Consider the following 13,877-nt stretch of genomic DNA (forward strand, 5'->3'; position numbering starts at 1 on the left):
TTGCGGAGTTCTGCTGGCCTGCGCTGGGTGTTCACCGGGGACTCGATCACCCACGGCGCACTCCACACTCGCGGCTATCTCTCCTGGACCCAGCTGGTCGAGCATCATCTCCACCACGGGCTGGGCCGCGCGGACCTGGTGATGAACACTGCCATCAGCGGTGACACGATCCTGGCCACGGCCAACCCCGCCGCTGGCGGCATCACGCCGGGAGTGCTCACCGAGTCCGGGCCGCGCATCCATGACCTGCGACCCGACGTGGTCACCGTGATGATCGGGATGAACGACTGCGCCCTCGAGGTCCCGCTGCCGGACTACACCGTCGCGCTGCGCACGCTGGTCGCAGACGTCCGGGCCCGGGGAGCGCTGCCGATCCTGGCCACCTCCCCACCGATCCTCGGCATCGACCCTCGCCGTCCCCGGTATCCGGAGTTCATGGATCAGGTGCGACAGGTCGCCGCGGAGCTCACCGTGCCGCTGGTCGACAACCACCGCCGCTGGGAGCACGAGGGGCTCACCCACCAGACCACCTTGTGGGGCGACGCCATCCACCCCTCACCGGAAGGGCACCGGCACATGGCCCAGCACTTCCTGCGCACGCTGGGAATGCTGGACGACGATGCCCCGCTGGCTCGAGCCTCCGGCGAGCGTCATGCCGGGCTCGATCCCGTCCCGCTCGGGGCCACGGCGCCAGCCGTGGCGTCCGCACCGGCGGATCCCGTGGCGGATTCCACGGCAGCCACCGACGCAGTACCTGGTGCGGATTCCGAGCTGGATGCGGCCGCGACGGCGACACTGGATCGGATGCGGACGGTGCTCGGAGCTCCCGGCGAGGATTCTCTGCGTTCCCGGCCGCTGCTCGTCCTGGGGGACACCGGTCCGATGGCGCTGGCCGTGGATGGTCATCAGGCGAGCCGCAGCTGGTTGCACCATCTCGAGGAGGTGCGACGCTTCGAGCACGGCCACCGCCTGGACTACTTCCACCTGCAGCGGCTGGGGACGCTGCGCGACGGGGCGGACGCACTCGCTCCGGGGCACGTGGTTCCCCATGCGGCAGTGCTCCTGGTGCCGACTGCCGAGGACCTCGACGCCGCCGCCGCTGCTGCCACCACCACCGACGCCGCTGCCGACGCCGACGTCCGGCGACTGCTCGGCGAGCTCGCCGCCGCACTCGCGGCCGACGTGCCAGGCGCGCTGGTGCTGCGGCACCCGCTGTCCCGGGCTGCCCATGAGCGCTGGCTTCGCCTCGGCGCAGAATCGGGCCTCGCGCTGTTCGACCTCACGTCGGTGCTGCCGTCCCGTGAGTCGGCGATGCTCCTCGGCATCGCCGGGATGGTCGACATCGCCGGTGCCGAGGCTGATCTCGCCGCCGCCAGCCTGGTGCTCGAGCAACTGGGCTGGAGCACCCCCGCCGCGACGGTGGCGCGGCTCGATCCCCGCACCGCCGCGCTCTGCCCCTGAGCCGCGGCCAACTCCCGGCCCTCTCCGCGCCCCTCTCCCGGCACCGGAATCGGCCTGCAACACAGGATCGCGCGATTCCGAGCCATCCCGGGCAGGGGAATGGCTCAGAATCGCGCGATCCTGTGTGCACCCGCTCTGTGTGCACCCGTCACGGGTGCCGGGGGTCAGGCGGGGGAGGGCTGGTTCACCGCGTCGCGGGAGACGCGCACCATCTCCTCGCGCTCGACGACCTTGATCCGGGCGCGGGGCTCGCCGTCGGCGTCCACCGCGGCGGCGCCGAGCGCCTTCTCGTGCTCATCCAGCGCCATCCAGCCGTCCCAGGTCGTGTACGGCACGCCCCGGTCCTCGAGCAGGCGCAGGATCGCCTCGCCGTCACGCTCGGGCGCGGAGGGCAGCGCGCCGGACTCGATGTCCTCGAGCAGGCTGGCGATGGTCTCGATGGCGTCGGACTTGGTCGCGCCGATCAGGCCCACCGGGCCGCGCTTGATCCAGCCGTTGGCGTAGAGGCCGGGCAGCACGTCACCCTCGGCAGCGGTGACGCGGCCAGCGGTATTGCTGATCACGCCGCGCTTCGCGTCGTAGGGGATGCCGGGCAGCTCGGAGCCGTGGTAGCCGACGGCGCGGTAGATCGCGCCGAGCTCGTAGTCCACGAACTCGCCGGTGCCCTCGAGGTTGCCCTCGGCGTCCAGCTCGGTGCGCTCGAAGCGCATGCCGGTGACCTGGCCGTCCTCTCCCAGGACCTCGACCGGACGGTGCCAGAAGTGCATGTGCAGGCGGCGCTGGACCGGGCGGCCCTCGCGGTCCGTCGGCTCCTCGCCGGCGGCCTCACGACGCTGCTGCTCCTCGAGCCAGCCCACGAAGGTCTGCGTCACCTGGGACGTGCGCTTGTCGGCGTTGATGACCTCCCACTGCGCCTCGGTGATCTGCTCGATGTCCCGCGGATCCATGACGACCTGGAGACCACGCGGATGGGCGAGCTCGCGGGCCTCGAGCGGGGAGAACTTGGTCTGGGCCGGGCCCCGTCGGCCGAAGACGTGCACGTCGGTGGTCTTGGCGGCCTGGAGGCCCGCGTAGACGTTGTCGGGGATCTCGGTGCGCAGCAGCTCATCCGCGCTCTTGGAGAGCACCCGGGCCACGTCGAGGGCGACGTTGCCGTTGCCGATCACCGCGACGGACTCGGCATCCAACTCCCAGCTGCGGGGGTAATCCGGATTGCCGTCATACCAGGCCACGAAGTCCGCAGCGCCGTGGGAGCCCTCGAGCTCGACACCGGGCACGGTGAGCTCGGCGTCCTTGAGCGCGCCGGTGGCGAAGATGACCGCGTCGTAGTGATGGCGCAGGTCGTCGACGGTGAGATCCGTGCCGAACTCGACATCGCCCAGGAAGCGGATGTCACCGCGGCCCAGGATGCGGTGCAGCGCGGTGATGATCCCCTTGATGCGCGGGTGATCGGGGGCGACGCCATAACGGATCAGGCCGAAAGGAGCCGGGAGGCGGTCGAACAGATCGATGGCGACCTCGAGCTCACCGCTCTTGACCTGCTTGTTCTTGAGCAGGGTCTCGGCGGCATAGACGCCGGCGGGGCCGGAGCCGATCACGGCCAGACGGAAGGGCTGCTGGGAGGAGGACATCTCACCTCGGTCTCATGGCGCGGTGGCGCCGGGTCGGATGCGATCCGGAGCGGTCACGGCCTCACTCACCGGTCTCCGCTCTGCGCAGATTTCCGCACCACTCTATACGCGAAATTCGCGCTGACCCGGGCCACTGTGAGCGGCCTGACGTCCGGGCCCGCGAGCAGGTCAGCTCTTCGCCAGGTCGTCGTCGCCGCGACGGTAGGTGGCCCAGAAGTAGGCGCCGACCAGCACTGCGCCGCCCACGATATTGCCGAGGAGCACGGGGATCAGGTTGTCCCAGAGCGCGGCGCCGATGGTGAGGGAGGAGTAGTCCTCGAGCGACTTCCCGGCCGCCTGGATCGCCTCGCCCTGCCAGAAGGAGTCGCCGGCGAAGTTCTTGATCAGCAGGCCCATCGGGAGCATGAACATATTGGCGACGGAGTGCTCGAAGCCGGTGGCGACGAACAGTGCGATCGGCCCGGCCACCCCGAGCACCTTGTCCGTGACGGTCTTGCCGGCGGTGGCGACCCAGACCGCCAGGCAGACGGCGAGGTTCGCGAGGATGCCCAGGAAGAACGCCTGATGCCAGTCGTGGCCGAGCTTGGCCTGAGTGGTGTCCAGGACGATCAGCCCCCAGGCGGAGCCGTTGGTCGCGTGGGTCCCGGCGCCCAGCATCAGCAGTGCGATGAGCAGGGCGCCGATCAGATTGCCGCCGGCGGACATCCCCCAGTGGCCCAGCATCCGGCCGGTGGAGATCCGCCCGGACAGCCGCGGCATGAGCGTCAGGGTGGTGCCGGTGAACAGGTCGGAGCCGCTGATCACTACCAGACCGAGGCCGACGGAGAAGACGGTGCCGCCGATGAGCTTGGCGATGCCGATCGGCCAGTCGCCCATTCCCTGCTGGGTGGTGACCATGAAGACGAATCCCAGGGCGATGAAGGCGCCCCCGGTGAGGGTCTGCAGGAACATCTGGCTCCACGGCGCGGTGGCCTTCGCATACATCGCATCCTCGAGCGCCTTGGTGAGCGGCTTCGGGGCAGTGATCACGAGGCTCGGTGCTGCAGACGCCGCTGGTGGAGCGGAGGGAGCGGCGGTGTCGGTGGGCTCGTGCGTGTTCATGGAAGAGGTCTCCAGGAGGGGGTGAGGGGACGGCACCCGGAGCCTGCATGACCTGCACCGACCGGCTGCCGGGGGTCAGGCTACGCCCGTGCTGCGCACCCCAGGGCGCGAGGTGCCGAGGCTCACTCCGGGCTGCCGGCGCCCGTCTCCTCAGGCACCACTCCGACGGCGACGGAGAGGGTGCTGCTGGCACCGGGAGGTCCCACCACGATCCCCTTCAGCGGGGGCACATCCGCATAGTCCCGACCCCAGGCGGTGGTCACGAAGCGCTGGTCCACGAAGGTGCGGTTGGTGGGGTCGATGTCCACCCAGCCGGTTCCCGGCACCAGCACGCTCAGCCAGGCATGGGAGGCGGCCGAGCCGATCATCTCCCCGACGGGTGCCGTGCCCAGCGCCCCACCGGCCGAGGGCGCGGTCCGCAGGTACCCGGAGACATAGCGGGCGGCGAGTCCCGCGGCCCGTACCGCCGCGAGCCCGACATGCGAGAAGTCCTGGCAGACGCCGTGCCGGGCGGCGAGCACCTCCTCGAGGGTCGAGGAGACGGTGGTGGCTGCGGAGTCGTAGGTGAAATCGGTGTGGATCAGCGCGGTGAGATCGGCCAGGCATTCACCGATCGCGCGACCCGGGGTGAACACTTCGGCGGAGATCTCCTGCGCGGCGGTGCCCGCCGGGATGCGGGGGGAGGGGTGGACGAAGTCGAGGCCGGAATCCGGCAGCAGCGACCCCCAGTGCTCCGGGGTGCACTGCTCCCAGGGGCGGGACATCGGCTCGATCGGGTAGCGACGCTCCGCGACGGTGACGCGGGCGTGGGAGTGCACGTCGAGCTGTGAATGCGGGGTGTCCACCAGCAGATAGGTCGATGAGTTCCCGTAGAAGTCGGTGTGGGCGGTGAGTCGGGCCGGGGCCGGGTCCACCACCACCTCATGCGAGAGCACCCGTTGATGGGGGGTGGCGCGCGGCTCGATGTGGGCGCGGCCGAAGTTGCGGGAGACAGGCTTGGCGTACCGGTAGGAGGTCAGGTGGTGGACCCGGTAGTGGACGGGCTCGACAGTGCCCGCCTCGTCGTCCCGCAGTGGGATCAGCGGCCGGGTGCGCTGTGCGCTCTGGTCGTGCTCAGACATCGTCGATCCCCCATCGTGAGGTGGACTCCGAAGGACGGAAGTAGCGGTTCTCGAGGGCCGTCGCGAGCTCTCGCAGCAGGTCGATCGCGGCATCGACCTCCGCGAGCAGCGCGGTCGGTGCACTGGCGGAGTCATCGGCCTCGGCGACGGTGCGCAGCAGCTCGCGCGCCTCCCAGGAGCCGATGCGGGAGCGCAGCGCGATCATCGGGGCCCTCAGCTCGGGAGACGGGGTCACCTCCGGCAGCCGGTCCAGCGCCGTCCCCAGCCGTTCGAGCTGGAAGGCGATCGAACGGGTCAGGGTGGTGTCGTTCAGCAGCAGCTCCAGCAGCAGCTCGGGCTGCACCGCGGCGTGATACGCCCTCCGGTAGGAGGCACCGGATTCGGTGATCAGCGCGACCGCTCCGGCGACCCGCACCTCGGCGGCGCGGGTCCGGCGTCGGCCCAGGGTGGCCCGCAGCAGGGTCAGCAGGCTCATGGCGCGTTCGAGCTTGCGCCCCACCTCGGTGAGATCCCAGCCCAGGTTCCGCGGCATCGAATCGGCGACCGCGCCGGAGAGCGTCAGGCAGCCGTCCACGATGTCCGTCAGTCCCTGCTCGAGCGGTGGGCGATCCGGGCCGCCGAGCGCCCGGACCTCCTGGCGCATGCGGGCGATCACCGGCCAGACATCCTCCGAGATCAGGTCCCGCAGAGTTCGGGTGGTGTGGGCGAGCGCGGAATAGGACTGGGCGAGGGAGCCGGGCCGCGCCCGATCGGTGAGCAGGCTCTCGAGCTCGGTGCGCACCTCTTCACGGTCCTGCAGGTCGATGTCCAGGAACCCCGGGTAGGTGGTGGTGGCTTCCGTGACCGCCTCGAGCAGCACGGCCTGGGAGGTGCGGGCGGCAGGGCTGTGCTCGGCATCGAGGTCGTTGACGGTGTCCAGCACCGTGCGCAGGAGACGGGCGGTGGAATCCACCCGCTCCAGGTAGCGGCCGAACCAGAACAGATCCGAGCCGATCGACCGGGTCATCGCCGGATATGCGCTGAGCATCCCGCGGGTCCAGGTGGCAGGACGCGGTGCGGAGGACGGCTCTGCGTGCTGTGCGGGGTCGGTGATGGGAGAGGTCTCCGGCACGGTGACCCAGACATCCTTGAGCGCCGGGGGGCCGTCGTCGGAGGTCATCGCGATCCCTCCGGGCAGCACCTCGTAGCCGTCCTCGGTGCCCATCACCAGCAGTCGGATCTGCACCGGGCGCTCGACCAGGTCATCGCCCCCCTGGGGGTCCAGGCTGAGCCACCCGGCACCGGCGGCCTCCGGATCGGCGGGGCGCAGCAGCAGGTCCTCATGGAGCATCTGCCGGCACAGGTCCGGCAGTGCGGAGCGCAGATCCGGGTTCTCCAGCAGCCCGGCTCCCAGCGGGTTGAAGATCTCCACGTCACCGCAGCGGGCGGCCTCGACCAGGCCGGTCACGCCGCCCAGCGGGGTCGGCCCTAGGTCCAGCGGGTCCAGCAGCCGGGAGGGCACCAGGCGCAGCACCGCATCGACCGCATCGCCGGGATCGGAATCCAGTCCGGGCAGGCGCAGGGTGAGGGAGCCGGAGCCGGTGCGGAGATCCCCGACGGACACCATCGGGGCGCCCAGCAGGTTCGCCAGCCAGCTGTGGTCGAATCCCCGCATCGGATCGTCGGACTCGTGGGTCAGGACCACCGTGCGGCCAGCACGTCCTTCGGACCGGGTGCGATGATGCAGCGAGGTGCGCACGGTGTCGAAGAACGGGTGCAGGCGGCGCAGCGGGGTGGAGCGGTACAGGGTGGGCGCGCAGCGGGAGAGGACCCGGCGCAGCTCGAGAGTGGTGCCGGCGCCCTCGGGCACATCCACGGAATCCTCGAGCACCACCCATGCCCCCTCGGCCGTGCGGGTCACGGTGCTGGTCAGTGCGAAGAGATGGTGGTTCCCACGGGCCGGGATCCCCACGGCGGAGCGCAGATAGGCAGGATCCTGGAGGAGCTGCGGCACCGGGGCGACGTCGGTGCCGAGCACGGTGCGGGGGCCGTAGAGGTCCGTGTACAGCGCATCCAGCAGCCGCACCCGCTGGACCAGTCCTGTGGACAGCTCGGACCAGGAATCGGCGTCCAGGACCAGCGGCACAGGATCGATCATCGGCGCAGCGGAGGAGACGTCGGCGGCGAACATGCTCGCCGCCGACGTCGCCGCGCGCCGTCGTCCCAGCGGGCCGAGAGCAGCGAGCTCGTCGACCAGGGGCTGAGGAAGGGTGGAGGTCACCAGAACATCGTAGACACGGTGCGTCGGTGCAGTGGTCAGGAACCGGTGGCGACCGGGATCCCCTCGGAGGGCTGGACCACCACGAAGCCCGGGCCGTGGAAGGCGAGCTGGAAGGACTCGCCGGAGCCGCGGCCGATCAGCGAGCCCATCTTGAAGTCGTTCTTGATCTGCGGCTGCAGATTCGCCGACCAGCACACCGCGGCCTGGGGGTCCACATAGGTGGGCTGCTGCGAGCAGTCCAGCAGCATCGGCGGCCCGTCAGAGGTGACCGCGACCATGCCCTGGCCCTGCAGGAACAGGTTGAACAGGCCCCCGGCCATGAAGCCCGCACCGCCGAGGGACTTGATGTCCCACTGGATGGAGCTGTCGAAGGCGAGCATGTTCTTGGTGTTCAGGGTGAGGGCCTCGCCCTCGAGCTGGATCAGGAAGATCTCATTGGCCTGGCGCGCGTAGAAGATCTCGCCCTGGCCGCGGGTGCGCATCATGTTGCCGCCCTCGCCGGTGGCCATCTTCTTCAGCAGCTTCATGCCGCCGCCGGAGCCCTGGTACGAGAAGTCCATCTGTCCCTGGTAAGCGACCATCGCCCCGGAGGAGGAGATGATCTCGGGCGCGTCCGGGGTCAGCGCGCAGCGCAGCATCTTGTTGGACTGCAACGCCCATCGATCGGAGGTCTGGCGCTCCTGGTTGGAGGCATCGAACAGGTTCGAACGCATGGCACGGAGTCCTTCGGTCGCTCTCGGGCGCCGGGCGGCAGCCGCCCTGGCACCGCGGCGCCCACCGCGCCGCGAGGAGATCGTCTCACGTCAGCTCCCCGCCGTGAGGCTCCGGCAGGTCTGGGTCGGGACCGGATCCGGGGTGCGGCCGAGGTGCGGACTGTGTGGGGGAGCGGTGAAGCGGGCCTGGTGCCGGGCATCGGCCTCGTAGCATGGAGGGCATGGCAGAGTCCCGCAGCTCCCGCCGCGACGCCCGCGATCCGCGGCTGCTCGCGCTCGCCGAGGACTCCGGATACGAGATCCTCGGCCGGATCGGTGCGGGCGGTATGGGAATCGTCTACCGCGCGCACGACGCCGACGGCAACGATGTGGCCATCAAGCTGCTGCGTCACGAGATCGCGGATGACGCCCAGGCGCGCGAGCGACTGGCCCGGGAGGTCACGGCGCAGAAGCTGGTGCGCAACGACAACATCGTGCGCATCCTCGACGCGGAGCTGGACTCCTCGGACGCCTTCGTGGTCACGGAGTTCATCCCGGGGCCGACGCTGGATGAGGCTGTGCGCTCCCACGGCGGCCTGCACCCCGAAGCGGTGCGGGAGATCGGCCTGGTGATGGGGGAGACGCTGCGCGATATCCACCGCGCCGGCGTGATCCACCGCGACCTCAAGCCCAGCAACGTCATGCTGCGCGGAGCCACCGAGGGGGACCTGAGCAGGTTCGACCCTGACGGGGACAGGCTGGATCCGGTGATCATCGATTTCGGCATCGCGATCGCGGCCGAGGAATCGCGGCTGACCTCCACCGGCCTGGTGATGGGCACCGCCGCCTATCTCGATCCTGAGGTGATCCGCAGCGATCACACGGGGGAGGCGGGGGACTGGTGGGCCTGGGCGGCGCTGCTGTCCTTCGCCGCCACGGGACGTGACCCCTTCGGCAGCGGCCGTGCCGACCTGGTGTTCCTGCGCGCCGAGCGCGGAGAGATCGACGTCGATGGACTTCCCACGGAGCTTGCGGACTGGCTGCGCACCGCGCTGCGCTCCGTCCCTGCGGAGCGACCGGCTCCTGAGGACCTGATCGCGCGGCTCGCGGAGCTCGACCTCACCCGATACCCGGACCCGGGGGACACGGAGCTGCTGGATGCCGGTTCCCGGACCGCGGTGCTGCCCGCGATCGGTGCGGCCGCGCCTGGGAGTGGGAGCGCCGATCCGACGGGCGAGGTCTCGGAGCGGACTCCTGCTGCCACCTCGGACTCGTCGGCAGGCTCCCAGGACCAGCCCACCGAGATGATCCCGACGATCACCACCCCTGCGGAACATCCCACCGAGGCGCTGCCGCGGATCGATTCTGCCGCAGAGTCGGCCACCGAGGCGCTGCCCGTCATCGGCGCTCCCACCATGGCGCTGCCGGTCGTCCCCGCGCCGCAGCACAGCGCATCGCAGCACAGCGCACCGCCGCCCCACTCGCCGTACACCCAGCCCTTCCCGGCGGCGCAGCAGCAGGCGCCCCGCCCGCAGGCAGCCTCGCAGGCTCCGGTGCAGGACCGCCCGCACCCGCCGTACACCTACCCCCAGCAGCAGAACCCCCAGCAGCAGCACCCGGGGCAGTACCCGCCCGGAGCGGCTGGCCTGATGACGCCCTATGGACCGTGGCCGGAGCCGCCGCCGCGGCGTCCGCTGCTGGTGTGGATCGGGCATCTCCTGCTTGTGTCCCTCGCGGCGATCGCGCCCTATATGTCGCTGGTCGTGCTGCTGCTGCTGGGGGCGCTGGCCCGCACCTGGGAGCGGTCGCATCAGTCTGTGGCTGCTCAGCGGATGCGCGGCGCGAGCGGGTCCGGACCACGCTGGACGACGGGCCTGGCCAGCCCATTCCGGTTCCTGGTGGGGCTGTGCGAGATCGCGCTGCAAGCCCTGCTCCCGCTGGTCCTTGGAGTGCTGGTGGGGATCGCCGTCGATGCCTCCTGGACGCTGCTCCAAGGCGCGCCGCCCCCGGACGGGGTCGCGTTCGCGACCGCGATGGCGATCACGCTGCTGATCACCTGGGTCGGTCTGGGGAGTCGCACCACCCGCAACGGTGCGCACCGGATGGTGGACTCCGCTGCTCCGGACCTGCTCTGGAGCGCGGTCGTGGTGGTGCTGCTCCTGCTCCTGCTGGGCGCGGTGGTCTTCACCCTGCTCGCCCGCGGAGGAGCAGTCGACTACTTCCCCTTCCCGAGCGGTCCACGACTCGACGACATCGCGATCTGGCGGCGCTGAGACCGCGCGACCCCGGAACGGGCACGTGAGGTGCCCCATCCTTCCCGGCACCATCCAGGCAGAGACCGTTAAACTCTCATCGATCTGTCACCCACCGCAGCCCCGGAACGGGGCGAGGAGATTCCATGGCCGCGACCGGTTCATCCAAGTCAGCGCAGGAGCGTCGCGAGGCGCAGCGCGAGGTTCTGCGCAAGCAGCGCCAGTCGGAGCTCAAGCGCCAGCGCACCGTACGCACCGTGGTGATCGCCGTGATCACTGTGGTGGCGCTGGTGATCGTCGCCGGAGCGGGCTTCCTCATCTACCGTGCGATGCAGCCGGCGGCCCCGGTCGCCATGCCCGAGGGCATGAGCGAGGATCAGCCATATCTCTCGCTGGGCGCCCCGGAGGACTCGGGCAAGCCGGTGCTGGAGATCCACCTGGACTTCCTCTGCCCCCACTGCGGAGAGTTCGAGAACATCAATTCCGAGGACCTCGCGACCATGGTCGCGAATGAGGAGGCGACCGTGCACGTCGTGCCCCGCAACTTCATGGACATGCAGTCCTCCTCCGGTGACTACTCCTCGCGCGCGGCGAACGCCCTGGTCGCGGTCCACATGGATGACCCGGCCAACACGATGGCCTTCCAGACTCTGATGTTCGCCAACCAGCCCGGCGCGGAGGGGCTGACCGACGAGCAGATCGAGGCCTTCGCCCTCGAGGCAGGCGCCTCCGAGCAGGCGATCAGCGAGATCCAGGCCGGTACCTACGAGCCGTGGGTGGATCGGGTCTCCAATCCCTACGGCGAGGAGACCGGCGGCGGCACCCCGTACGTCGAGATCGACGGCACCACCTACGAGGGATGGAACCAGCCCGGCGCACTGCGCGAGTCGGTGCTGGCTGCGGGCGGCGAGGCAGCTGCCTCCGATGGCGGCGAAGGGTGACCCGCTGACCGACCTGCGGTGAGGGACGAGCGGCTCTGCGATTCCCTCTAGACTGCTCCGGACCGGCTGATCCGTCAGCCGGTCCGCCCGCTGGAGTGGCGCAACGGTAGCGCACCTGTCTTGTAAACAGGTGGTTGCGGGTTCGATTCCCGTCTCCAGCTCGAAGAAACAGCCCCTCATCTGCGAGGACATCGTCTCCGATGTGCTCCGGTGAGGGGCTGTTCTATGCTGCCGACACCGTCGGCGCTCGGGTCAGAACGCCTCGTAGGTCACCCGGTTCACCATGAATCCCTTGCCGGTCATGATGTTCCAGCAGGTCATGCCGTCGAAGCGGCTGGTGCAGGCGACGTCCCCGTGAGTGGCGCTCTGGTCGTAGTCGAGCGCGGTCGCGGAGTCGCTGAGGAAGGACGATCCGCAGGCCGGGGCGGCTTCACCGTCGGCGACCTGGATCGAGAACGGTCCGTCCTCGCAGTCCTCGAGACCGGAGTCGCCGAAGTCTCGTTCCAGGACGGAGCAGGACACCGAGTCCTCCTCCAGCAGGCAGACGATGTTGCCCGTCGGGGAGCGCAGCTCGGTCATCTCCTGGGCACCGTCAGGGGCGGGGGAGACCGGGTCCTGGCTGGGCGTCTCCTCGGCAGGCGCTTCGGAAGGCTCCTCGACCGGAGTCTCCTGGGCCGTGGTCGAGCTGTCTCGCTCATATCCGTCGTCATCCGCGGACAGCCAGGCGCGTCCGGCGAAGGCGATGACGATCACCAGCAGGAGGGAGAGCAGCAGGCAGCCCCCGCAGGCCCACCAGATGCGGCGGGAAGGCCCGGAGCCCTCTTTGCCCGTCGAGGCGGAGGAGGGGACAGGAGCTGCGGCAGCGTAGGGCGTCTGGGGGCTCTGCCCCTGGCCCTGCATCTGAGGCTGCACCTGAGGCTGCCCCTGCGGTTGCTGCGGCGAGGTAGCGGCCTGGACGCCATAGGCCCCCGCGGCGTCATAGGCACCGGGGGTGGCCGGGGCGGCGTAGTCCGGATACTCAGCTGGTGCTGGCGTCGGTGCCGGCGCGGGCGTCGCTGCTGCCGGGGACTCCGCGGCCGCGAGGGACGGCGCGGGGCCGAGCGGGACCACGCCCGCGTCCCGCGCGATCTTCACCGAGGAGGTGGGGGGAGTCGGCTCGGGCTCCACTGCGGAGTTCTCCTCGTCCCAGAAGGCGTCGTCACCGAAGTCGCCCCAGGCAGACACCGCAGCTGGGTCCTCAGACTCGGAACCCGCTGCTTCAGGGGGCTCCTCCGCGGCGGTGCCCTCCTCCACAGGGCTCTGCTCGGAAGTGCTCTGCGCAGAAGCTTCTGGTGCAGAGCTCTCCGGCGCGGAGTCCTTCTGCTCGAGGCTCTCCTCGTAGGCGCGCTTCGCCCACGGGTTCGTCGCGAGGATCCACTGACGCGCCACTTCGGGGCACGACGGGTTCAGGAGAATCGTCCGCTGCAGCTGGGGATGCTTCTCGGTGAGTTCGAGCAGGCGGTCCGGGCTGGTGCTCGGATCACCTGCCTCCTGTGCCGCTGAACGGGGCTCTGCCACCGCATTCTCCCTTCGTCACGCCGTCTCGGCCGGTACACCGGGGCAGTGTCCTGCCGCCTGCCACTCGAGCTCGGACCTCGTGCCCGCGCCTCGTGCCGACCCTCGAGAATGGCACATCAGGCTCGTTCCAGGTGCGGAGCAGGTGCGCAATGGAGATTTTTCACTGGGCGTCACCGCCGCTCCATTCCAGGCGACGCAGGGCCTTCAGAGCCCGTGGGATCGGCGCGGAGCCCTGCGCAGGACTCCCGGCGCAGGGGAGTTCTCCCCATGGCTCGGAGCCCAGCACGCCGCTACTCTCGATCCCTACGCCGCGGCGAGCGCCGCGGATGTGTGGGGCAGCGGCGTCATGGGCGCCAGATCGAGAGGGGATTTCATGATCATCTGGCGAGGCTGGGGGGTCCTGGCGGTCGTATATATCGCGCTGTGTGCGGCATTCCTGGGAGGGCTGATCGGCGCTTCGGTCCTGCAGTCCTCGGCAGCGGCGGGACCGTTGGCGGGGCTGGGGATCATGATCGGTGGCGCCCTGGCGGCAGTGCACGGGTGGTACCTCAACGTGCACGGACCACGGAAGCGAGCTGACCAATGGGAAGAGGCTGAACGGCCCCGGCTCGAGGACGCGGCGGATCGCGGCCTGCTCGTGGTGGGCAACACGCAGCCCAGCAGCCCCGAAGAGGCGGCGCAGATGATCGAGTCCGTCATCACCGATGGTCGCCGCGCGATCGGCCGCCATGGCCCCCATTCGGTGTTCTGGATCCCGATGGAGATCATCGGGATCCTGGCGATCGTCGGAGGTGCCATCCTCGCCGCCGCGACCCTCTTCTCCGCCATCGCAGGCTGAGGGGCCCCCGGGCCCGCCCTGCC

The 13,877-nt window shown here is 70.1% G+C and carries 10 protein-coding genes and 1 tRNA gene; 5 read left to right on the forward strand and 6 right to left on the reverse strand.

What is annotated here, in order from left to right:
* The first annotated feature begins 27 nt into the window (after window positions 1–27).
* A complete protein-coding gene (locus ABD893_RS14690) occupies window positions 28–1,461 on the forward strand; it encodes an SGNH/GDSL hydrolase family protein (protein ID WP_345081901.1) in 1,434 nt (477 codons plus the stop codon).
* Between the two features lie 164 nt (window positions 1,462–1,625).
* On the opposite strand, the gene ABD893_RS14695 is transcribed toward ABD893_RS14690, so the two are convergent.
* The 5 genes from ABD893_RS14695 to ABD893_RS14715 form a co-directional block, all read right to left on the reverse strand.
* Window positions 1,626–3,092 (reverse strand): FAD-dependent oxidoreductase, encoded by a 1,467-nt coding sequence (locus ABD893_RS14695; protein WP_345081904.1) that lies wholly within the window; start codon window positions 3,090–3,092, stop codon window positions 1,626–1,628.
* A gap of 168 nt (window positions 3,093–3,260) precedes the next feature.
* Window positions 3,261–4,193 carry a formate transporter FocA gene (locus ABD893_RS14700; protein ID WP_345081907.1) on the reverse strand — a complete coding sequence of 311 codons (933 nt, stop codon included), beginning with the start codon at window positions 4,191–4,193 and terminating at the stop codon, window positions 3,261–3,263.
* Window positions 4,194–4,315: 122 nt separating this feature from the next.
* Window positions 4,316–5,314, reverse strand: coding sequence for a transglutaminase family protein (locus ABD893_RS14705; protein WP_345081910.1), 999 nt, complete (start codon window positions 5,312–5,314; stop codon window positions 4,316–4,318).
* Window positions 5,307–7,574 (reverse strand): circularly permuted type 2 ATP-grasp protein, encoded by a 2,268-nt coding sequence (locus tag ABD893_RS14710; protein WP_345081913.1) that lies wholly within the window; start codon window positions 7,572–7,574, stop codon window positions 5,307–5,309. The genes ABD893_RS14705 and ABD893_RS14710 overlap by 8 nt, the downstream gene beginning before the upstream one ends.
* A gap of 35 nt (window positions 7,575–7,609) precedes the next feature.
* The gene (locus tag ABD893_RS14715; RefSeq protein ID WP_345081916.1) at window positions 7,610–8,287 is read right to left on the reverse strand and encodes an AIM24 family protein; all 678 of its coding nucleotides are present in this window, start codon (window positions 8,285–8,287) and stop codon (window positions 7,610–7,612) included.
* A 221-nt stretch (window positions 8,288–8,508) separates the two neighbouring features.
* Between ABD893_RS14715 and ABD893_RS14720 the strand changes: the two genes are divergently transcribed.
* The 3 genes from ABD893_RS14720 to ABD893_RS14730 all read left to right on the forward strand — a co-directional run bounded on the left by ABD893_RS14720 (window position 8,509) and on the right by ABD893_RS14730 (window position 11,620).
* Window positions 8,509–10,539 (forward strand): serine/threonine-protein kinase, encoded by a 2,031-nt coding sequence (locus ABD893_RS14720; protein WP_345081919.1) that lies wholly within the window; start codon window positions 8,509–8,511, stop codon window positions 10,537–10,539.
* Window positions 10,540–10,664: 125 nt separating this feature from the next.
* Window positions 10,665–11,459, forward strand: coding sequence for a DsbA family protein (locus ABD893_RS14725; protein WP_345081922.1), 795 nt, complete (start codon window positions 10,665–10,667; stop codon window positions 11,457–11,459).
* Window positions 11,460–11,548: 89 nt separating this feature from the next.
* Window positions 11,549–11,620, forward strand: a tRNA-Thr gene (locus ABD893_RS14730).
* Between the two features lie 91 nt (window positions 11,621–11,711).
* Here the strand turns inward: ABD893_RS14730 and ABD893_RS14735 are convergent.
* Window positions 11,712–13,016: a variant leucine-rich repeat-containing protein gene (locus ABD893_RS14735; protein ID WP_345081925.1), complete on the reverse strand. Its 1,305-nt coding sequence runs from the start codon at window positions 13,014–13,016 to the stop codon at window positions 11,712–11,714.
* Between the two features lie 373 nt (window positions 13,017–13,389).
* Between ABD893_RS14735 and ABD893_RS14740 the strand changes: the two genes are divergently transcribed.
* Window positions 13,390–13,854, forward strand: a complete 465-nt coding sequence (locus ABD893_RS14740) for a hypothetical protein (protein WP_345081928.1) — start codon at window positions 13,390–13,392, stop codon at window positions 13,852–13,854.
* The last annotated feature ends 23 nt before the right edge of the window (window positions 13,855–13,877 follow it).

Origin of the sequence: Brachybacterium paraconglomeratum, from assembly GCF_039541415.1 — a bacterium.
Lineage (GTDB): Bacteria > Actinomycetota > Actinomycetes > Actinomycetales > Dermabacteraceae > Brachybacterium > Brachybacterium paraconglomeratum_A.